Genomic DNA, 21,020 nt, shown 5'->3' on the forward strand with positions numbered 1-21,020 from the left:
ATGCAGACGCTGGACCGCGACGAGCTGAGCACCGTCGTCGCCGCTGCCCCGGACGAGGTCTACGCCCTCGTCGCCGACGTGACCCGGACGCCGGAGTTCAGCCCCGACATCGTCAGCTGCCGATGGCTCGACGGCGCCGAGGGCCCTGCCCTCGGGGCGCGGTTCGAGGCGGTGAACCGGAACGAGCACGGGAAGACCTGGCGGAACCGGCCGGTCGTCGTCGCCGCGGAGCCGGGCCGCGAGTTCGCCTTCGCTCGCACCGAGCCGTTCGCCGGCACGATCGCGTGGCGCTACCGGTTCGAGCCGGTCGACGGCGGAACGCGGGTCACCGAGAGCTACGAGGTGGTGCGGCCGCTCACGCGGATCGGCTGGTTCGTCATCGAGAAGGTGTTCCGCGGCGGCGACCGGCGGACCCTGCTGCGCGAGGGGATGCAGACGACGCTGGAGCGGCTGCGGTCCACCGCCGAGGCCGCATCGACGCCTGGTCCGGGCCCCGGCTGACCGCGGCGCTCAGCCGTGCAGCGGCGGGGCGCAGGCGACCGCACGGTCGAGCAGCAGCGTCCGTTCCCGCTCGTTGCGGGTCAGGGACGCGGCCCGCTCGAACTCCGCCCGCGCCTCGTCGCGGCGACCGAGCTGCTCCAGCAGGTCGCCGCGCACGGTGGGCAGCAGGTGGTAGCCGCGCAGCGCCGGCACGTCGGTGAGCGCATCGACCAGCTCCAGTGCCGTGCCGGGGCCGTACGCCCGCGAGACGGCCACCGCCCGGTTGAGCTCGACGACCGGCGAACCGGTGAGCTCGGCCAGCGCCTCGTAGAGGGCGGCGATGCGCACCCAGTCGGTCTCCTCGACGCTCCGGGCCCGCGCGTGACAGGCGCCGATCGCGGCCTGGAGCGCGTAGGGCCCGAGCGCGCGGCCGGACGCCTCGGCGCGCTCGAGCGCGGCCAGCCCGCGGGTGACGAGGACCCGGTCCCAGCGGCTGCGGTCCTGGTCGGCCAGGAGCACCGGCTCGCCGTCGGCGCCCACCCGCGCGGCGAGCCGGGAGGCCTGGATCTCCATGAGGGAGGCCAGTCCGTGCACCTCGGGCTCGCCCGGCACCAGCCCGGCCAGGACGCGGCCGAGCCGCAGCGCCTCCTGGCACAGGGCGGGGCGCACGAGGTCCTCGCCGGCGGTGGCCGAGTAGCCCTCGTTGAAGATCAGGTAGATCACCTCGAGCACCGAGGAGAGGCGGGCGGTGAAGTCCTCCCCCGCCGGCATCTCGAACGGCACCCGCGCGGCGCTCAGAGTCCGCTTGGCCCGCACGATGCGCTGCGCCAGCGTCTTCTCCGGCACGAGGAAGGCCCGCGCGATCTCGTCGGTGGTCAGGCCGCCGACCAGTCGCAGGGTCAGGGCCACGCGGGCCTCGCGCGAGAGCACCGGGTGGCAGGAGATGAAGACCAGCCGCAGGACGTCGTCCTCGACGACCTCGTCGAGCTCGGCGGCCCAGTCGGGCTCCTCGGCCTCCTGGAGCTCCCGGCCGAGCAGGGCGGTCTTGCGCTGCAGGTTCTCCGAGCGCCGGAAGGTGTCGATCGCCCGGTGCTTCGCCGTCGCCATCAGCCAGGCGCCCGGCTTGGCCGGCACGCCGGTGTCCCGCCACTGCTCCAGCGCGGCGAGCAGCGCGTCCTGGGCGAGGTCCTCGGCCAGGGCGACGTCGCCGGTGACCCGGCTCAGCGCACCGACGATCCGGGCGGACTCCATGCGCCAGACGGCGTCGACGACCTTGTGCAGGTTCGTCGACGCCGCGGGCGACGGGGGCGTGCTCACGCGCCGCGTTGCTGCGCCGTCGCCTCGCGCAGCCGGTCCTCCTTCTCCTGCAGCTCGGGCGTGAAGGCGTCGCCGAAGTCCTCCGGCACGGAGAAGGGGCGGATCTCCAGCTCACCGCCGCGGAACGGCGCCTTCCGCGCCCACTCGACGGCCTCCTCCTTGGAGGACACCTCCCAGACCCAGTAGCCGGAGACCAGCTCCTTGGTCTCGGTGAACGGGCCGTCGACGACCGTGGCCCCGCCCTGCTCGTCGAACCGCACGCGGGCCCCGTGCGAGCTGGGGCGCAGACCGTCGCCGTCCAGCATGATCCCGGCCTTGACCAGCTCCTCGTTGTAGGCGCCCATCGCCTCGAGCATCCCCGTGCTCGGCATCTCGCCCCGCTCGCTGGCCTCGGTCGCCTTGACGATCACCATGACGCGCATCGGACTCCTCCTGTCGATCCGAACGGGAGCCGGTCCTCGTGACCGGCGCGGGTTCCGCTCTACCTTTCCGTCGATCGGGCCCCGCCGGAATCGACACGACCGTGGAAGAAACTTCCGGGAGCGCCCTCACGGGGTAGGCGCACCCCATGGAGAGACAGGAGACGGTCCACGACGAGACCCCCGAGGCCGAAGGCCTGGCCCGGCGGCTCGACAAGCCGATGGGGATCCTGGGGCTGGTCTTCGTGCTGGTGGTGCTGGGGCAGTCGCTGGCCGAGGAGCCCTGGCTCGTGACCGCCCTGACCGTGTTCGGCTGGGTGGCCTGGGTCGTCTTCGTGGCCGAATTCGTCTACCGGGCGGGGTCCGCGCAGGACAAGCGCCGGTTCTGGGCCCGCAACTGGTGACAGCTGATCTTCCTGGCGATCCCGTTCCTCCGGTTCTTCCGCGCACTCACGTTCCTGCGTTTCGCGCGGGTGGCGAGGACGGCCCGCGTCGGAGGCGTGCTCTCGGCAGCGGTCCGGGGCTCGCGATCGGCGGGCCGCCTGCTCTCCGGACGGATCGGCTGGCTGGGTGCCGTCACCGGCGTCGTCATCCTCGCCGCGAGCCAGCTGCTGTACGTCCTGGGCGACTACGGCGACTACGCGGTGGCCCTGTACGACGCCGCCCTCGCCACGGTCAGTGCCAGACCGCTCTCCGCGGACAGCGGGCTGGCGCGCTTCCTCGACGTCGTCCTCGCCGTCTACTCGGTGGCCGTCTTCGCCACCGTGGCCGGAGCCCTCGGGGCGTACTTCCTGGAGCGGAACCGGCCGGCGACCGCTGATCCGGCCGCCTGACCGGCCCGCATGATCGGCCGGGCAACCGGGAAGGGCGGTGCGATGACCACCGACGTACTGCTGCTGACCGGCGGCCTGCTCGCCATCGGGGTGGCTGCGCTGTCGACCCGGCTGCGCCGGCTCCCCGTGTCGGAACCGCTCGTCGGGCTGCTGGTGGGGATCGCGATCGGCCCCGCCGTGCTCGACCTGCTCCCCGTGGCGCCGATGACCGAGGACCAGACCTGGCTGCACACGGCGACCCGGCTGTTGCTGGCCATCTCGGTCATGTCGGTGGCGCTGAGGTACCCGTTCGGCGACGCCCGGTCGCGGCTTCGTCCGGTCCTGCTGCTGGTCGCCGTCGCGATGCCGGCCATGGCGGTCGTCACCGCCGGGCTCTCCGCGGCTTTCCTCGGGTTGGGACTGGGCGCGGCCGCACTGCTGGGCGCCGCGCTGTGCCCGACCGATCCGGTGCTCGCCTCCAACGTCGTGACCGGCGGGCCCGCGGAGGAGGACCTGCCGGCCCGGGACCGGCAGCTCCTGTCGCTGGAGTCCGGTGCCAACGACGGCCTGGCGCTGCCGCTGGTCCTGCTCGCCGTGGCGCTCGCCGGGCCCCTGTCCGGCGGGGAGGCACTCCTGGAGTCGCTGTGGCAGGTGGCGGGCGCCGTGGTCGTGGGGGCAGCGCTCGGCTGGCTGGGTGGCCGGGCCCTGCGCGCCGGCGAGGAGCACGGGTCCACCGACCACGGTCCGCTGGCGTTGTTCACCGTCGTCCTCGCTTTCGCGGTCCTCGGCCTCTCCGGGATCATCAAGGTCGACGGCGTGCTCGCGGTGTTCGTCTGCGGCCTGGCGTTCAACCTGGTGGCCTCGGGCCCGGAGCGGACCACCGACGCCCCGATCGACGAGGCGATCAACCGCTTCCTGGTGATCCCCCTGTTCATCGCCGTGGGGGCGGCCCTCCCCTGGTCGGCGTGGGCCGACCTCGGCTGGCAGGGTCCGGCGCTGGCCGTCGCCGTCCTGCTGTTCCGCCGCCTACCGGTCCTGCTGCTGGTGCGCCGCCCGCTGCGGCTGGGGCTGCCCGACGCCGTCCACCTGGGCTGGTTCGGCCCGATCGGGGTCTCCGCGCTGTTCTACCTGTCGATGGAGGCCGAGCGACTGGGCGCCGACCCGACCGTCCTGGCCGCCGGCACCCTGGTCGTCGCGGCGAGCACGGTGGTGCACGGCGTCACCGCGGCGCCCGGGCGGGTCCTGTACCGCCGGGCCGCCGACCGGCAGGAGGCCGGCGCTCAGTCCTGACCGGCGTAGTCGTGGGCGCGGGCGTAGGCGGCCAGCACCTCGTCGGTCGACCCGCCGACGTGCAGGAACTGCTCGTCCAGGACGTGGGCGAAGTCGTCGATGGCCGCCTGCAGGAGTCCGGCCGCGATCCGGACGTCCCGCCGAGGAGCGGAATGACCGGCGTGCGCGAGGCCGGCGGCGACGCCGAGCATCGCCGGCAACGCGGCCTCCTCGTCGCCGTCCCGGAAGTAGAACGTCTCGGTGTACTGCGTGACGTCGACACGCACCTGCGCCAGCGTTCCCGCCAGGCTCTCCAGCAGCGGCGCGGCCACGCTGGAGTCGGGGTCGTGCAGCAGCTCCTCGGCCGGGACCGCGCGCAGCTGCGCCAGCCGCACGGCGAACGCGCGCCGCCGGATCAGCGCCGGGTAGACCTGCAGCACCCAGGTCACCGACGCCGTCAGCAGGGCGAACCCGATCAGCGCCTGCACCGGCACCGCGATCCGCAGCCAGCCGCTCACCGGCACGACGTCCCCGAAGCCGAGCGTGGCGAGGGTGACGGTCGAGAGGTAGACCGCGTCCAGCACCTCGCTGCGCTCGCTGACGTCCAGCCCGCTCTGGAAGACGAACCCCTCGGGCAGGTGCGGCCCGTAGACCAGGGCGCCGCCGGTCACCAGCAACACGATCCAGGCGAGGATCACGGCGCCGAGGGCGACCGGGCCGGTCTGCACCCCGGCACCACCACGCTTCCGCAGGTGTCGACCCACCCACCACACGGCACGCATGACCCGCGAGCTGATGCTGCCGCGGCCGCTGGGGTGCCACAGCGTGTGGAAGATGTCCCGCAGCGCGACCAGGACGACGAGGACCCCCGCCGCGGTGATCGACCAGTCGAGCCATGCCACCCCGGTCACCCTGCCAAAGGACGGGTCATCCGGCCGGACGGGGTAGGGCTCCTCTCATGTGGTTCGACTCCTGGTCCGACATCGTCCGCGTCCTCGCCGTGGGCGCCGCCGCCTACGTGACCGTGATCGTGGTGCTCCGGGCGACCGGCAAGCGCACGCTCAGCAAGCTCAACGCCTTCGACTGGGTGGTGAGCGTGGCGCTCGGCTCCACGCTGGCGACCATCCTGCTGAGCAGCGACGTGTCCTGGGCCGAAGGCGCGACGGCGCTGGCCCTGCTCGCGTTCCTGCAGTTCGCGGTGGCCTGGACGACCACCCACCTGCCGGGCGGCCGGTCGGTGGTCACGGCGCGGCCCACCCTGCTGCTGGACGACGGCCGGCTGCTGCCGCACGCGCTGAAGGAGCAGCGGGTGACCGAGGACGAGATCCGGCAGGCCGTCCGGGCGACCGGCAGCGGGGACCTGGGCAGCGTCGCGGCGGTGGTGCTGGAGTCCGACGGCTCGTTCAGCGTCATCTCCGCCTCCCAGGCCGGCGACCGTTCGGCCCTCGACGGGGTGCGGCGGGCGGCGTAGCCGCCGGCGGGCGTGTGCCGGCCGCCGCTCCGGGTAGCCGCGCTCCATGGCTGACGACGGGGGCGGGTTCGCGGGACGACTGGGCGCGACGGTCGAGGCCGCCGACGACGGATCGGCCCGGGTCGCCTTCGAGGTGACCGAGGAGCACCTCAACCCCGCGGGCACGTTGCACGGCGGCGTGCTCGCCACGCTGGTGGACACGGCGATGGGGACGGCGGTGCGCACGGCCACCGGGGACGACGACGTCCCGGCGACCAGTCAGCTCACGGTGACTTACCTGCGGCCGGGCAAGCCGGGCGCGCTGCAGGTGACCGCGCGGGTGCGCACGAAGGGCGAGCACCTGACCGTCTGCGAGGCCGACGTCGAGCAGGACGGCCGGGCCATCGGGCACGCCGTCGCCACGTTCGCCCTGCTGCACCGCTGAGCGGCGCTCCGGCTCACTGGTTGAGCTGGCTCACCAGCAGGATGAACAGGAAGATCAGCACGATCCCCGCGATGAAGACGGCGGGGATCAGCAACCGGCCGCGCCTGCGACCGGCCTCGGTCGACTCCCCGTGCGCCAGGTCGGGGTCGTCGTCGCGTGGGGGCTGCGGGGCGGTGGACATGGCGGCTCCTCCGGAGGTCGTGCGCGACCGTCCCGGCGACGGCTGGGGCGGGGGGGCCCGGCGGGGCGGCAGGGCACCCGATCGGGTCATGCCCACCAGATCGGTCGTCACGCACGGGCGCCAGGGGCTGGTGCCGCCCGGTAGCGTGAGGCGTGTCCGCACGGTTCCCGCTGCGGCGTCTCCAGGAGGCACCCCGTTCACGCCGATCACGGACGCTGCGCTGAAGCCCACCTCGGCTGCCCCTGCCGTGGGGACCGGGCCCTCCACGAGGAGCGGTCCACCGAGATCGCCGAGGCCCGCGCCCGCGCTCAGGAGCCGGTGGAGTGCCCCGAGTGCGGGGGCACCGCCACGCCCCTGCAGATCGTGACGTGGGGGCACTGCCGCCCCTGCCACACCGCGAACTCGCGCTCGATCCAGCCGCTGCGCTGGTAGCCGGGCGGAGGGTCCTCAGCGAGCGGGACGGGAGCCGGCCAGCTCGCGGGCGGACGCGGCCGCGTCGTCGTCCAGCGACTGCTCGACCGACGCCAGGAAGGTGTCCCACGCCTGCTGCGGGGTGACCCCCAGTGCCCGGGCGATCTGCTCCCAGCCGGCCCCGCCGCGCAGTGCGGCCCGGATGCCGATGAGCTGGCTGTCGTGCGCCTTGCGGGAGACGACCTCGCCGAGAGCCAGCAGTTCCAGGGCCTCGGCGGTGTCGAGCGAGGTGTCGTGGGCCTTGAGCGAACTCCAGTCGTCCTCGTCGTCGTCGCGCACCGTGTTCAGGGCGGTGCTGCCGTTGTCACGCCGGCTGAGGAAATCCAGCCGGGTGGCGGCCGTGGTCAGCGACTCGGCCGCCAGGTCCTCGGGAGTGATGCTCATGCACGAGGTGTCCCCCACCTCCTCGGCGTGGCAAACCGGCGGGGGACGCATCTCACCCGACCGGTGCGCTGATTCACCGTCCGCACACGCGACAGGGCCCGCACCCCGGGTGGGGGTGCGGGCCCTGTCAGGCGGTTCATGGCCCCGTCCCGAGGCTCACCCCGAGCGTGCGAGGGGTGAGGAGGACGGGGTCCTCTTTCAGCTGTTGACGCCGACCGCTTCCTTGGCCAGCGAGGCGAGCTGGGTCTGCAGGGCGCTCACGACGCCGGCCCGGTTCTTGTGGGCCTCCTCGTAGGCGATGACCACGCGGATGTCGCGGGGCTCCTTGAGACCCTTGGCGGCCTTGACCGCCTCGTTCACCGACAGCGAGTCGTAGTTCTTCACCGGCAGCTCGTCGGAGCTCACGTCGCCGAGCTCCTCGCGGGCGGACCGGGCAGCCTTGGCGGCGTCCTGGTTGCCCTCGCGTCCGGCGACCTGCTCCGCGCGGCGCAGCGTGGCGCTGCGGCCGGCGGTGAGGGTCTCGCGCACGGCGTCGCCGAGCGCGGCGGCGCGGTCGGTCACCGCGGAGAACCGGTCGGAGGTCTCCTCACCGGCGTGCTTGACGGTGTCGACGGCGTTGTTCACCGTGTTGGCCCAGAAGCGGACGGGGGCGTTGACCGCGCGGGCCACGCCACCGGCGACCTTCTGCACCGGGGTGGGCACGAGGGCGACGGGGCCGCCCATGGCCTCCTCGGCGAGGACGACGGTGAGCCACTCGACGGTCGCCTTGTGCGCCTCGATCAGCTTCTCGGCGAGCTTGCGGACGTCGGCCTTGCCGGCCTGGTCGGCGAGCACCTTCACGTAGGTGGCGCGGTCGAGCAGCTGGTGCTCGAGCTGCAGGTCGGTGAACAGCGCCTCCTCGAACGGCGCGGCCTGCTCGAAGGTCGCCTTCAGCGTGGCCGACAGGCGACCGACGGCCGGGGTGACGACGTCGGGCACGCCACCGAGCGCACGCAGCTGGTCGGTGATCTCCAGCGTCCGCGCGGCGGCGTTGTCGGCGTTCTGGGTCAGCTCGCGGCGCACGGCGTCGGTGCGGGCCTGCGAGATGCGGGTGCGTGCGACCTGCTCCTCGGTCTGCGTGAGCAGGACCAGCGCACGCAGCTGGTTGATGAGCTTGGCGTTGGTGTCGCTCATTGCGGGTAACTCCAGACTTGTCGTCGGCCCCGGTGCAGGGACCCGGCCGAGCTTGCGGGCCGGGGGCAGCGGGGTCTTTCTGCTGACGTCCTCGTGCATGCCCCGATCGGGGTAAGTGCTAACTCCTGCAAGCAGATTGCTAGCAGTGAGACGGGTCACGCGGCCACTTCCGGACCCACGCGGTGCGGAATTCCGCGGATTCCGCCTCCCCTCTAGCGTGTCGACGCGCAAGCGCTCTGGATGCCCCGGCAGGTCGGGGAGCATCCCCGCGACCGGTCACCCCCTGCGACGGGAGCTCCCATGTTCGAGGCCCTCGGGCGGCTGATGTACCGCCGCCGCCGCTGGGTCGTCGCGGTGTCGCTCGTCTTCGTCGTGTTCGCCGGGGTCTGGGGCAGCGGGGTCTGGGGCAGCGGGGTCTTCGGCGCGATGACCGGCGGCGGCTTCGAGGACCCGGACAGCGAGAGCTCGCGGGCCGCCGAGATCGCCACCCGCGACCTGGGCCGCGGCGGGACCGACGTCGTCGTCCTCTACTCCAGCGACGACCTGACGGTGGACGACCCGGCCTACGCCGGGGCCGTGCAGCAGAGCCTGGCCGGGCTCCCCGACGACGTCGTCGAGGAGGTGGTCAGCTTCTTCGGCACGGGCGTCCCAGCCCTGGTCAGCGAGGACCGCAGCGCGACGTACGCCGTCCTCACGCTGGCCGGCGACGAGGACCGGCGCACCGAGGGGCTCGAGCGGGTCGAGGCGTCGCTGGCCGCACAGGACCTGGGCCCGGTCGAGACGCGGCTCGGCGGCGGCACGACGATCAACCGGGACATCAACGAGCAGGTCAGCTCCGACATCGCGCGTGCCGAGATGATCTCGCTGCCGATCCTCGCCGTGCTGCTGCTGATCATCTTCGGCAGCGTCGCGGCCGCCGGGCTGCCGCTGGCCATCGGTGTGGTGGCGATCCTCGGCTCGTTCGCCGCGCTGCGCGGGTTCGCAGAGGTCACCGACGTGTCGATCTTCGCGGTCAACGTCGTCACGATCACCGGGCTGGGTCTGGCCATCGACTACGGCCTGTTCATGGTCAGCCGGTTCCGCGAGGAGATCCGCCGCCAGCCCGACACCGAGGCGGCGCTGGCCCGCACCATGGCCACGGCGGGCCGGACGGTCGCCGTCTCCGGGGTCACCGTCGCGGTCTCGCTCGCCGGGCTGCTGATCTTCCCGCAGGTCTTCCTGCGCTCGATGGGCTTCGGCGGCACCAGCGCCGTCCTCATCGCGATGCTCGCGGCGCTCACCCTGCTGCCCGCCCTGCTGGCGATGCTCGGCCCGAAGGTCGACGCCCTGTCGGTGCGGCCGTGGCTGCGCCGGGTGTTCCGCCGTGCCCCGAGGGCCGACCTGGCCATGTCGGCCCCCGGGGAACGGGGCGCGTGGGCGCGGATCGCGCACAGCGTGATGCGCCGTCCGGTCGTCTACGCCGTGGCGGTCACGGCGCTGCTGGTGTTCCTGGCCCTGCCGTTCCTGCGCATCCAGTTCGGGGGCGTCGACGAGCGGGCGCTGCCCGAGGGCACCGAGAGTCGGGTGGTCACCGAGACCATCCGGGCGGACTTCCCACCGAACCCGGACGGCCCGATGGACGCCGTCGTCCTGCTCGGGGACCCGGTGGACTCCCCCGCGGGCAGTTCCGCGCTGCAGGCCTACGTCGACTCGGTCGCCGGGCTGCCCGGCGTCGAGGGGGCCACCGTCGTCGACGCAGCCGGCAGCACGGCGCGGGTGGACATCGCCTACGCGGGCGAGCCGCTGTCGACCGAGGCCCGCGACCTGGTCGGTGAGCTCCGCGGCCTCTCCCCGCCCGACGGCGGCCAGGTGCTGATCGGTGGGTTCACGGCCGAGCTGGAGGACCTGCTCGACAGCCTGGCGTCGCTGCTGCCGTGGATGGCGGCGTTCGTGATCGCGACGACGTTCGTGCTGCTCTTCCTGGCGTTCGGATCGATCGTGCTGCCGATCAAGGCGCTGCTGATGAACGTGCTCTCGCTCGGGGCGTCGTTCGGCGCCCTGGTGTGGATCTTCCAGGAGGGCAACCTGTCGGGGTTCCTCGACTTCACGCCGACGGGGTTCATCGAGGCGACGCAGCCGATCCTGGTGCTGGCGATCATCTTCGGGCTGTCGACGGACTACGAGGTCTTCCTCATGTCCCGGATCCGCGAGCAGTACGACCTCACCGGGGACAACACGGGAGCGGTCGCCGCGGGGCTGCAGCGCACCGGCGGGATCATCACCAGCGCGGCGCTGCTGCTGCTCGTGGTGATCGGCGCGTTCTCGTTCTCGGGGATCACCTTCATCAAGATGATCGGCGTCGCGATGTTCATCGCGATCGTGGTCGACGCGACCATCGTCCGCATCCTGCTCGTGCCGGCGACGATGCGGCTGCTCGGGCGGGCGAACTGGTACGCCCCCGGGCCGCTGCGCAGGCTCTACGCGCGGTACGGCATCCGGGAGTCCGACGGCGAGGCCCCGGACCCGGCCGGGCGCGAGCTCACCCCGGCCCGGTGATCCGCTCCGGGCGCCTCCTCTCGCGGAGGCGCCCGGAGCGGTCAGCCGACGCGGGTGGGCAGCAGCTCCTCGCGACGCGGCGCGCGCGGCGTCACGTCGAACCGGAGCACCGGCTGCGTGTCGTCGTCCAAGAGGTGCTGCGGGGCGAGCCGAACCCGGCGGGCGGGCAGCGGCGACGGCGGCATGAGCTTGCCGCAGCCCACGCAGTAGCGGCCCCGCTGCTCGACGGCGTTGCAGTGCGTGCAGGTCATGGCGCCTCCTCGGTCGACGGTGGTGCTCGGTCGGGTCGGACCCTGACAGGCCGGCCGCGGGGAACCGGCCGGTTCCGGCGCGATGGGACGACCTGTAACAGGACCGTCACCTGGACGGCGGGGCGCCGGAACGCTTCGCCGTCAGGCTTCGCCGAGGACGTCGAGCAGCCGGTCGAGGAGCGGCACCTGGCCGCGGACGAGCTTGGTCCGGGCCTCGTCGACCCCGAACCAGGCGGCGCGGTCGATCTCGGGGAACTGCTGGATGCGGCCCGAGCGCGGCGGCCACTCGAGGTCGAAGGTGTTGCTGACGCACGCGTCGGCGTCCAGGTCGCCCTCGGCCGCCCACACGGTGAGCACCTTCCCGGACGCGCGGAGCTGCCCGAGCGGCACGAGGTCGGGCGCGGGCACCGGGAAGCCAGTCTCCTCCTCGAACTCCCGGTGCGCGACGGCCAGCGGCTCCTCGTCCGGGCCGTGCTCGCCCTTGGGGATCGACCAGGCGCCGTCGTCCTTGCGCGCCCAGAACGGACCGCCCATGTGACCGATCAGCACCTCCCGGCCGGCGGGGCCGAGGCGGTGCAGCAGGATCCCGGCGCTGGTTCTCGGCACCGGGCGATCCTGCCCCGTCAGATCAGGCTGGTCTGGGTGACCCCTTGGCTCTCCCAGTAGCTGTTGAGCGCGTTGTTGGTCTTCACGAACCAGATGAAGGGGCCGACGAGGATGAAGATGCCGGGGAACACCCACAGCCCGGTGAGCGCGCTCACCGGCGGGGCCTGCCCACGGCGCTCGTAGAGCTTGCCGACCTCGTTGCTGAGCAGGAACGGGCTGACCAGCCCGAACACCACCGCGATGACCAGGGCGACGATCCCGCCGAGGCCCTCGCCGGTGTGCCGCTTCATCTCCTCGTGCGTCTGGAAGTAGTAGATGAGGCCCCAGATCCCGAAGGTGATGAGGAACAGGAGGATCGTCATCCCGGTGGGGCGCCGCTTGCCCAGCGCGCCGCTGGGCGCCGCGTACTGCGACCACGCCGGCGGGGCGGGCATGGCCTGCCCGTAACCGGGCGGCGGGGGCGGGGGCGCGCCGTACGGCTGCGGCTGCTCGGCTCCCTGTCCTGCATCCGGGGACGGCGGCGGCGGGGCCGGGGCCGGGAACTGCGTGGTCGGCGTCGGCGTCGTGGACTCGTGCTCGGGCGTGGACATTCCGGCTCCTCGCGGCGGGATCACAGAGCCGCATCGTGGCACCGGCCGGAGTCCCGTGGGGCCTTCCGGAGCGCGGCCCGGGACGCGGACCGGAACGCGGACCGGAACGCGGACCGGCCGCGCCGTCGCGGTGCGACGACGCGGCCGGTCGAGGGTCTCGCTGGAGAGCGGCTCAGCCCTGAGCGCCCTGGCTCCGCCAGTAGGCGTTGAGCGCGCCGTTGGTCTTCACGAACCAGACGATGGGTCCGACGATGATCAGGATGCCCGGGATGTACCAGAGGCCGGTCATCGCGCTGACCGGCTTCTCCTGGCCGCGGCGCTCGTAGAGGCCACCGACCTCGTGGCTGAGCAGGAAGGGCGAGGCGAAGCCGACGAAGATGGCCAGCACCAGCGCGAGGACGCCCCCGATGCCCTCGCCGCTGTGCTTCTTCATCTCCTCGTGGGTCGCGTAGTAGTAGTACAGCGAGTAGAAGCCCAGGGTGACGATCAGCAGCAGGATGGCGACGCCGGTCGAGCGCACCTTGCCGACGGGGCCCTGCGGCTGGGCGTACTGCGCGTGCGCGGGGGGCGCTCGGCATGGGCGGCGGGGCCGGGTAGCCGAAGTCCGGCGTCTGCGCGGTGGTCTCGGACTGCCCGTAGTCGGGGGTCGGGTGACTGGCTGGCGTGGTCATGCGCCCGCTTCCTCTGGTCGATGGCCGGCGGTTCCGGCTCCGCGCGGAACCTAGGGGACGCGCACCTGCTGCACCAGCACCCGGCGCCCGGCACGGGCGCGCCGCGGTCAGCGCCCGCGCCACTCCGGGCGGCGCTTCTCCAGGTAGGCCGCGATGCCCTCGGCCCGGTCCTCGCTGAGGTAGGGGTTCGGCCCGACGTCCAGGCGCAACGCCTGCCACAGCGGGAGCTCCACACCCTTGACCGCGGTCTCCTTCATGCGGCGCACGCTGATCGGGGCGTTCCCGGCGATCCGCTCCGCGAGCTCGAGCGCCGTGGGCAGCACCGCCTCCTGCTCGACGATCCGGTTCAGCAGCCCCCAGCGGGCGGCCTCCTCGGCGCTCACGTAGTCGCCGGTCAGCAGCATCTCCATCGCGATGCCCATGGGGATGCGCTTGGGCAGGACGACGGAGCCGAAGTTGGCGCCCATGCCGATCGTGGCCTCGGGCAGGCCGAGCTTGATGCCGGGTGCGCCGATGCGGATGTCGCAGGCGAGGGCCAGCTCGAAACCACCGGCGACCGCGTGCCCCTGCAGGGCGGCGACGATGGGCACCGGCGTCTCGGTGACCACCTCGAACACCGAGCGGCCAGGGCGGTTCATCGGCGGCCGGAAGCGCTCGCCGCGCTCGTCCTTCTCGCGGATCTCCTTGAGGTCGAAGCCGGCGCAGAAGGCGGGTCCGTTGCCGGTGAGCACGATGGCGCGCACCGTGCCGCCCTCCCCCGCGTCGAGCAGTTGGTCGACCAGGTCGGCCTGCAGTTCGGAGGAGAGCGCGTTGCGCCGCTCGGGACGGTCGAGGGTGAGCACGCGCAGGTGCCCGCGGTTCTCGACGATGAGTCCGGACTCGTACCGCTGCGGTTCGCTCACGGCACGTTCGTACCGTGCCCGGTCGCTGTCAGCACGACCGGCCTCTCCATCCGACGAGATCTGCACACTCGCCGCCATCAGCTCCCTGATGAGGGCCACTGTGCAGATCTCGTCGGGGGGCGGGGCGACCCGCGACCGGTCAACTCGCGTTGTTGCGGACGTGCATGGTGATCGTCGTCCCGATGCCCAGCAGCACGCCCGGGACGGCCAGCCACATCGGCCAGAAGTGGACCGGGTCGGACACCCCGAGACTGACCAGCAGCCACACCGTGACGTTGACCGCCACCACGCTCGCCCAGACCGTCCAGAGGATCTTCAGCGCCAGCGGGAAGCCGGCCGGACGCCGGGCCACCGAGCGACCTGCCGCACGGGCCGCGACCGCCGCCGTCGACACCGAGTAGGCCGGTACGGACGACGTCGGCGGCAGGTCGGTGAACAACCGGTCCAGGTCCCCGTAGGTGACCGCCGCGTACGCGTCGGCCAGCCGCCGGTCGTACTCGAGCAGATCGAGACGACCCTCGTCGTGGGCCGCTCGCAGCCGGTCCGCGGCCGCGGCGCGGTCACGGTCGGCGACGCGGAGCTCGGGCGAGTGGGTCATGCCACCTCCGGCCGTCAGGAGTCACCAGCTTCCCACCCGCCCCGGCGATCCGGAACCGACCGGCGTCGCGCGAGTCGGCAGAAAGGGCGTCGTCCCTGACCGTCCAGCGGCACCCGACCTGTGATCCCTGGCGGCATCCCGGCGCAGGTGTCACATCCGCCCCACCCGTCGGGGAGCATGAGGGAACCGCTCCGGCCCAACGGGTAGACAGGTGGCATGGAGAGCTCCGTCGATGTCGACCTCCGCGACGCCGTGGCGCCGCGGACGGCGGCGGTCTCCGTCGAGATCACGTCCACCCCGGTGCTCAGCTACGCCCTGGCCCACAACGGCATCCCCGTCGTCCCCCGGCTCGCGCTCACGTCCGACCGGACGCTGCGCGGCGCGACGGTCCGACTGTCGGTGCGCGACGCCGAGGGCCCGATCGCGCGACCCGTCGAGCTGCTGGCCGACGTCGAGGCCGGGCGCAGCACCGTGCTCACCGATGTCGGCCTGGTCATGGACCCGGCCGCGATGCTGCAGGTCGAGGAGCAGCGGCCGGGCGTCATCGACGTCGAGGTGCTGACCGACGACGGGGACGGGGCGGGCGGGGGCGAGCCGACAGTCGTCGGCGAGGCGAGCCGGCCGGTGCAGGTGCTGGCGGCCAACCAGTGGCTGGCCTCTCCCCTGCCGCTGGCGCTGGAGATGCTCGCCGCGCACGTCATGCCCAACCACCCGGCCGTCACCGCACTGGTGTCCGAGGCCGCCGACCACCTGGAGCGGACCACCGGCAGCGGCGCGCTGGTCGGCTACGCCGCCACCGCCGAGCGGGTCGACGAGGTGGTCGCCGCGATCGCCGCGACCCTGCGCGGCCGCGGCATCCGGTACAGCGAGCCCCCGGCCAGTTGGTCGGACCTCGGCCAGCAGGTGCGGACGCCGGGCGACGTCCTGACCTGGCGGGTCGGCACGCCGCTGGACACCGTGGTCCTGCTCGCCGCCGCCCTGGAGCAGGCCGGCATCCGGCCGCTGCTGTGGCTGGCCGGCGGCGACGCCATACCGGGACGTGGCGGCGACGCAGTCGGCGGGAGGGTGGGGGATGCACACGCCTTCCTCGGCTACTGGCGCGAGGAGCGCAGCGCGGAGTCCGCGGCCACCACCGACGCCGCCGGCCTGGTCAACCTGGTCGACCTGGGGCTGATCCGGCTGGTCGAGACGACGCTGCTCACGAGCATGGGCGAGGACGGCGCCGACCTGCACTCCCCCGCCTACGCCGGCTGGCTCTCCGGCGAGCTCGACCGCATCGTCGGCGTCACCGACGTGCACCGCGCCCGGCGCGACGGCATCGTCCCGCTGCCCGCGCGCGCCCGCGACGAGCAGGGCGTCCTGCAGGTGGTCGAGTACCGGGCGGCGGTGCACAGCGCCCCGGCTCCGATCGAGGGGACGACGACGGCGTCGCCCCGCCCCGAGGCGCCGGCGCGGGTGCAGCAGTGGAAGAACGCCCTGCTCGACCTCAGCCTGCGCAACCGGCTGATCAACTACACCGACCGGACCGGGCTGGCGCTGCACGTGCCCGATTCCTCGCTGCCGGTCCTGGAGCGGTTCGTCCACGACGGCACGCCGATCACCCTGCTGCCCGGCGACAAGCTGGCCGCGGTCCAGACCGAGCGCGGTATCGACAGCGCCCGCGAGCTGCCCGACGCACAGCTGGCCGACCTCCTGACCGAGCGCCGGGAGGTGCACGCCGACGTCACCACCGGCGGCTACCTGCCCCGGCTGCGCAACCTCGCCTACCGGGCCAAGACGGTGCTCGAGGAGACCGGCGCCAACAACCTCTACCTGGCGCTGGGCTCGCTGGTCTGGGAGCTCGACGGCCGGCCGCTGCGCTCGCCGCTGGTGCTCATCCCGGTCACCCTCACCCCGCTGAGCCGCACCGGCTCCTACCGGCTCGCGCTCGACGAGTCGGGCAGCAGCACGCCGAACTACTGCCTGCTGGAGAAGCTGCGCCAGCTGCACGGCCTCGTCGTCCCGACGCTGACCGAGACCGCCGACGGCACCCTCGACGTCGAGGCGGCGTTCGAGGCGATGCGCGTCGCGCTGGTCGGCCACGGCCTGCCCTACCGGATCGAGGCGACCGCCGACCTCGCCCTCCTGCAGTTCGCCAAGTACCGGCTGTGGAAGGACCTCGACGAGCACTGGGGCGACTTCGCGGAGAACCCGCTGGTCTCCCACCTGGTGCACCAGCCGACCGAGCCGTTCACCGACCCCGCCATCGCCTCCGGCGAGTGGGTCGACCTCGACGACCTGGCCGGTCAGCTGCCCGTGGCGGCCGACGCCTCGCAGCTGCGCGCGATCGCCGAGGCCAGCGCCGGGCGCACCTTCGTGCTGGAGGGGCCACCCGGCACCGGCAAGTCGCAGACCATCACCAACCTGCTCACCCGGGCGGTCGCCGAGGGCAAGCGGGTGCTGTTCGTCGCCGAGAAGCGGGCGGCGCTCGACGTCGTCGCCCGCCGCCTCGACGCCGTCGGCATGGGCATGTTCGCCCTCGACCTGCACGACAAGGGCAGCCGCGCCTCGATGGTGCGGGCGCAGATCCGGCTGGCGCTGGAGCACGCCGTCGCCGTCGACGAGCAGGGCCTGGCCGCGGACTCGGAGAACCTCCGCTCGGCCCGCCGGCTGCTGGCCCACTACGCCGACCGGCTGCACACCGAGAACGCGGCCGGGCTGTCGCTGTACTCGGCGCGCACGGCGGAGCTGACCGCCGGCACCGACGTCGACCCGCTGCCGATCCCGCTGCCGTTCGTGGCCAACGCGCCCACCGAGGTGCTCACCCAGGTGCGGCGGGCGCTGGCGCTGCTGCCCGAGATCGCCGACCTGACCCGGCCCTCGCTGCGTCACCCGTGGGCGTTCGTCGACTCCCCCGCCATCGACCTGCCCGCCGCCCAGTCCGCGGCCACCGAGGTCGACGCCGCCGTCCGCGCGCTCGCCGGCCTCCCGGAGCTGACCGGCGTGCTGCGGCACGCCCGCACACCGGAGGACTTCGCGGCACTGGTCCACCTGCTCAGCGGCCCGCCGGTGGGTCTCGACGTGCTCGACGAGACCTTCTCCGGCCGGTGGACCGCCGCGACGGGCGCCGCCCTCGGTGAGGTGGCGGCCTTCATCGCCTTCCGGCACCCGGGGATGGACCTGGTGGCGCCCGAGGTGCTCGGCCTGCCGCTGGCCGAGATCTACGTGGCCGCGCAGACCGCCGCCGCGTCGTCGTGGTGGGGCCGGCGGCGCCGGCTCGTCGCCGTCCGCGACCGGCTCGCCCCGCACCTGCGCGCGGCCGCCAAGGTCAAGCCCAAGGACGTCCCCGCTCTCGTGGAGAGCCTGTGGCGGGTGCAGACGGCGGTGCAGCAGATCGCCGGCCGGATCAACGCCCTTCCCGGGATGGTCGCGCCCGAGGGCTGGAACCCGTTCGTCGACCCGCAGCTGCTGGAGCGCCAGGTCACCTGGCTGCGCCGGGCCGGGCAGGCGGTCGACGGGTCGTCGCCGTTCCACGTCGCACTGCGCAAGCTCATCGTGGCCGGCATCCCGACGGACCCGGCCGCGGTCTCGGCGGTGGCACGGCTGCGCGACTCGGTGAGCGCGCTGCTGACCGTGTGCGGCAGCAGCGCCGAGGAGCTGGGCGCCTGGGCCGGGGACGACGGCTTCACGCTGCGCTGGTCGATGACCCGGCCCGAGCGCGGCACCGACGGCTCGGTGCTCATGTCGCTGCGCCGCTGGGTCACCTTCCTCGACACCCTCGAGCCGCTGCGCTACGCGGGGCTGTTCGACGCCCGCCGGCTGCTGGTCACCGGCGCGATCCCGGCGGACGACGCCACGCGGGCGCTCGAGCGCGGCCTCGCCACGGCCTCGGTGGCCGAGCGGCTGGACGCCACCGGGCTCGACCTGTTCGACGAGGGCGCGCACGCCAAGGCCATCGACCGGTTCACCGCAGTGTCGCGGGCCGTGCGCGAGCACCTGACCGCGGCGCTGCCGGCGTCGGTGCTGTCCGCCCGGCCCTTCGACGCCGCCTCGGGCGCCGGCCAGGTCGGCGCGCTGCAGCGCGAGCTGGCCAAGCAGCGCCGCGGGCTCGGCGTGCGCCAGCTGCTGGCGCAGTACGGCGAGCTGGTCACCTCGGTGATGCCGTGCGTGCTGGTCTCGCCGGACTCCGTGGCCCGCTTCTTCCCGGCCGCGGCCGCCCAGTTCGACCTGGTGGTGTTCGACGAGGCGTCGCAGATCCGGGTGGCCGACGCGGTCGGTGCGCTGGGCCGCGCGAAGGCCGCCGTCGTCGTCGGTGACTCCAAGCAGATGCCGCCGACGTCCTTCCTCGAGCCGACCGCCTCGCCGTCGGACGACGTCGTCGAGGTGGAGACCGCCGTCGAGGACGAGGAGTCGATCCTCAGCGAGTGCGTGCAGGCGCGGGTGCCCCGGCACTGGCTGTCGTGGCACTACCGCAGCCAGGACGAGTCGCTCATCGCGTTCTCCAACAACCAGTACTACGAGAACCGGCTGTCCTCCTTCCCGGCGCCGACGCACGGCCGCCCCTCCGCCGAGCCGGACGGCCGCGGCGTCTCGCTGGTGCGGGTGCAGGGCACCTTCCACCGGTCGGGTGCCGGGCGACTGCTGCGCACCAACCCGATCGAGGCCAAGGCGATCGTCGCCGAGATCCGCCGGCGCTTCGACGCGGTGCCCAAGTGGGACGGCGTGGACGCGGTGCCCTCGATCGGCGTCGTCACGTTCAACGCCCAGCAGCGCGCCTACATCGAGTCGCTGCTGCGCGACGCCGACGACGAGCGGCTGGCCGCGGCACTGGACCGCACCGACGGCGAGGGCCTGTTCGTCAAGAACCTGGAGAACGTGCAGGGCGACGAGCGCGACGTCGTCTTCTTCTCCACCGGCTTCTCACCCACCGCCGACGGCACGCTGCCGCTGAACTTCGGCCCGCTCAACCGCAGCGGCGGCGAGCGGCGGCTCAACGTGGCGATCACCCGGGCCCGGCGCCAGGTCGTCGTCTTCTCCTCCTTCGACCCGGAGCAGCTGCGCGCGGAGGAGACGTCGTCGATCGGCATCAAGCACCTGCGGGCCTACCTCGACATGGCCGAGCGGGGCACCGACGTGCTGCCGCGGGCGCCGCGGTCGGTCGCCGTCGTCGACCGGCACCGCGAGGAGATCGCCGCGGCCCTGCGGGAGCGCGGCCTCGTCGTGCGTACGGACGTCGGCCTCTCGGAGTTCCGGATCGACCTGTCGATCTCTCGACATGTCGACCCGGAGACACCGGTGGCGGCGGTGCTGCTCGACGGCCCGTCGTGGGCGCGCCGCGGCACGGTCGGCGACCGCGACGGACTGCCGGTCGAGGTGCTCGGCGACCTGCTGCGCTGGCCCGTGGTCGAGCGGGTCTGGCTGCCGGCGTGGCTGCTCGAGCCCGCGACCGTGGTCGACCGGCTGGTGGAGGCGGTCGACGCCGCACCGGTGTCGGAGCCCGCACCCGAACCCATCCCCCTGCCGACGGCGGCGCTCGAGTCGTTCAAGGGCGTGGCGGCGCTGCGCTCGTCGGTGACCGCGTCGGTGGCCGTGCCCGCACCCGCGAAGCCGGCACCGAAGCCGAACCGGCGTGCCTCCGGGCCGGTGCCGATGGACGGCGAGTCGCCGTTCGTGCCGTGGATCCCGAAGTCCGCCGGCGAGAAGTCGGTGCTCGACGACCTGCCGGCCTCGAAGGCGGCGCGGGTGGTCCGCCGGGTGATGACGGCGGGGATCAAGGCTGAGGGCCCGATCCACGTCGACCGACTGGCCAAGCTCACCGTCGCGGCGTTCGGGCTCAACCGGGCCACTGAGTCGCGCAAGCAGATGCTGCTGTCGCTGCTGCCGCCGTCAGCCGTGCAGGACGACTTCCTGTGGCCCGAGGGCGTGCAGCCGGAGGCCTACGAGGGCTTCCGCCGGCAGGTGTCGAGCACCGACCGGGCCATCGACCACGTGGCGGCCGAGGAGATCGGCAACGCGATGGTGGCGCTGTGCCGGGCGTCGGCCGGGATGCGGCGCGACGAGCTGCTCACCCAGACCGCGGCGGTGTTCGGCCACAAGCGCCGCTCCGCGACGGTCACCGCCGTCCTGGAGAAGGCACTGGTCACCGCCGTCGACCGCGGCAGGCTCAGCGAGCAGCCGAACGGCCTCCTCACCATCTGATTCGTGTCATCCGCGCAGACTCGTGGATCGCTGAATCTGGCGATTCACAGGGCTGCGCGGGCGTCGCGCGTGGAAAATTGGACAGGCGAAGACGCGAGCCGTCTCGCGCATTTTTGTCGGATGTCGCGGATACGTTCTTCGCGTGCCGCACATCGAACTTCTGCGCCCGGAGCACGCCTACTTCTTCGGCTTCGCGCAGACTGACGGGAGCCTCTACGCCGGGACCGGTCAGCGGGGTCGTTTCACGATCGAGCTGTCCGACAGAGACGACGACATCCTGCACTCTTTC

At 73.3% G+C, this 21,020-nt stretch carries 20 protein-coding genes; 8 read left to right on the forward strand and 12 right to left on the reverse strand.

The genetic code is table 11. From position 1 onward, the window contains the following. Entirely contained in the window at nt 1–501 is a 501-nt protein-coding gene (locus tag BN344_RS17775) for an SRPBCC family protein (protein WP_040339789.1), read from the forward strand. A gap of 9 nt (nt 502–510) precedes the next feature. Here BN344_RS17775 and BN344_RS17780 read toward each other — a convergent pair whose 3' ends face one another. Further along, nucleotides 511–1,797 carry an RNA polymerase sigma factor gene (locus BN344_RS17780; protein WP_231487000.1) on the reverse strand — a complete coding sequence of 429 codons (1,287 nt, stop codon included), beginning with the start codon at nt 1,795–1,797 and terminating at the stop codon, nt 511–513. Beyond that, a complete protein-coding gene (locus BN344_RS17785) occupies nt 1,794–2,219 on the reverse strand; it encodes a YciI family protein (protein WP_040339790.1) in 426 nt (141 codons plus the stop codon). The genes BN344_RS17780 and BN344_RS17785 overlap by 4 nt, the downstream gene beginning before the upstream one ends. A gap of 146 nt (nt 2,220–2,365) precedes the next feature. On the opposite strand from BN344_RS17785, the gene BN344_RS20920 reads away from it, so the two are divergent. The 3 genes from BN344_RS20920 (at nt 2,366) to BN344_RS17795 (ending at nt 4,318) form a co-directional block, all read left to right on the forward strand. Further along, nucleotides 2,366–2,620 (forward strand): hypothetical protein, encoded by a 255-nt coding sequence (locus tag BN344_RS20920; RefSeq protein ID WP_231487002.1) that lies wholly within the window; start codon nt 2,366–2,368, stop codon nt 2,618–2,620. Nucleotides 2,621–2,716: 96 nt separating this feature from the next. Further along, a complete protein-coding gene (locus tag BN344_RS20925) occupies nt 2,717–3,049 on the forward strand; it encodes a hypothetical protein (RefSeq protein WP_231487004.1) in 333 nt (110 codons plus the stop codon). A 42-nt stretch (nt 3,050–3,091) separates the two neighbouring features. After that, complete coding sequence (locus BN344_RS17795) at nt 3,092–4,318, forward strand: cation:proton antiporter domain-containing protein (protein WP_040340132.1); 1,227 nt, start codon at nt 3,092–3,094, stop codon at nt 4,316–4,318. Here the strand turns inward: BN344_RS17795 and BN344_RS17800 are convergent. Then, nucleotides 4,309–5,199, reverse strand: coding sequence for a potassium channel family protein (locus BN344_RS17800; RefSeq protein ID WP_040340133.1), 891 nt, complete (start codon nt 5,197–5,199; stop codon nt 4,309–4,311). The genes BN344_RS17795 and BN344_RS17800 overlap by 10 nt on opposite strands. 56 nt (nt 5,200–5,255) lie before the next feature. Here BN344_RS17800 and BN344_RS17805 point away from each other — a divergent pair, with 56 nt between their 5' ends. After that, nucleotides 5,256–5,768, forward strand: coding sequence for a DUF421 domain-containing protein (locus BN344_RS17805; protein ID WP_040339791.1), 513 nt, complete (start codon nt 5,256–5,258; stop codon nt 5,766–5,768). Nucleotides 5,769–5,814: 46 nt separating this feature from the next. Further along, nucleotides 5,815–6,192 (forward strand): PaaI family thioesterase, encoded by a 378-nt coding sequence (locus tag BN344_RS17810; protein WP_040339792.1) that lies wholly within the window; start codon nt 5,815–5,817, stop codon nt 6,190–6,192. 13 nt (nt 6,193–6,205) lie between these two features. Here the strand turns inward: BN344_RS17810 and BN344_RS19995 are convergent, their stop codons facing one another. The 3 genes from BN344_RS19995 to BN344_RS17820 form a co-directional block, all read right to left on the reverse strand. Beyond that, complete coding sequence (locus BN344_RS19995; protein WP_155858938.1) at nt 6,206–6,373, reverse strand: hypothetical protein; 168 nt, start codon at nt 6,371–6,373, stop codon at nt 6,206–6,208. 447 nt (nt 6,374–6,820) lie between these two features. Next, a complete protein-coding gene (locus tag BN344_RS17815; protein WP_040339793.1) occupies nt 6,821–7,228 on the reverse strand; it encodes a hypothetical protein in 408 nt (135 codons plus the stop codon). Between the two features lie 198 nt (nt 7,229–7,426). Beyond that, entirely contained in the window at nt 7,427–8,401 is a 975-nt protein-coding gene (locus tag BN344_RS17820) for a hypothetical protein (RefSeq protein ID WP_040339794.1), read from the reverse strand. A gap of 300 nt (nt 8,402–8,701) precedes the next feature. Here BN344_RS17820 and BN344_RS17825 point away from each other — a divergent pair, with 300 nt between their 5' ends. After that, complete coding sequence (locus BN344_RS17825; protein ID WP_040339795.1) at nt 8,702–10,936, forward strand: MMPL family transporter; 2,235 nt, start codon at nt 8,702–8,704, stop codon at nt 10,934–10,936. Nucleotides 10,937–10,977: 41 nt separating this feature from the next. Here the strand turns inward: BN344_RS17825 and BN344_RS17830 are convergent, their stop codons facing one another. The 6 genes from BN344_RS17830 to BN344_RS17855 form a co-directional block, all read right to left on the reverse strand. Beyond that, nucleotides 10,978–11,187: a hypothetical protein gene (locus BN344_RS17830; RefSeq protein ID WP_040339796.1), complete on the reverse strand. Its 210-nt coding sequence runs from the start codon at nt 11,185–11,187 to the stop codon at nt 10,978–10,980. A gap of 141 nt (nt 11,188–11,328) precedes the next feature. Then, on the reverse strand, nt 11,329–11,793 hold the full coding sequence (locus tag BN344_RS17835) for an NUDIX domain-containing protein (protein WP_040339797.1): 465 nt from the start codon (nt 11,791–11,793) through the stop codon (nt 11,329–11,331). 17 nt (nt 11,794–11,810) lie between these two features. After that, complete coding sequence (locus tag BN344_RS21100) at nt 11,811–12,383, reverse strand: DUF4234 domain-containing protein (RefSeq protein WP_081788743.1); 573 nt, start codon at nt 12,381–12,383, stop codon at nt 11,811–11,813. A 172-nt stretch (nt 12,384–12,555) separates the two neighbouring features. Next, nucleotides 12,556–12,903 (reverse strand): DUF4234 domain-containing protein, encoded by a 348-nt coding sequence (locus BN344_RS17845; RefSeq protein ID WP_040339798.1) that lies wholly within the window; start codon nt 12,901–12,903, stop codon nt 12,556–12,558. 258 nt (nt 12,904–13,161) lie between these two features. Continuing rightward, nucleotides 13,162–13,956, reverse strand: a complete 795-nt coding sequence (locus BN344_RS17850) for an enoyl-CoA hydratase/isomerase family protein (RefSeq protein WP_040340135.1) — start codon at nt 13,954–13,956, stop codon at nt 13,162–13,164. A gap of 139 nt (nt 13,957–14,095) precedes the next feature. After that, nucleotides 14,096–14,554 (reverse strand): DUF1707 SHOCT-like domain-containing protein, encoded by a 459-nt coding sequence (locus tag BN344_RS17855; RefSeq protein WP_040339799.1) that lies wholly within the window; start codon nt 14,552–14,554, stop codon nt 14,096–14,098. A gap of 216 nt (nt 14,555–14,770) precedes the next feature. Between BN344_RS17855 and BN344_RS17860 the strand changes: the two genes are divergently transcribed. Next, on the forward strand, nt 14,771–20,731 hold the full coding sequence (locus tag BN344_RS17860; protein WP_040339800.1) for a DUF4011 domain-containing protein: 5,961 nt from the start codon (nt 14,771–14,773) through the stop codon (nt 20,729–20,731). Nucleotides 20,732–21,020: the final 289 nt, after the last annotated feature.

It is taken from the genome of Candidatus Blastococcus massiliensis AP3 (assembly GCF_000582785.1).
GTDB lineage: Bacteria > Actinomycetota > Actinomycetes > Mycobacteriales > Geodermatophilaceae > Blastococcus > Blastococcus massiliensis.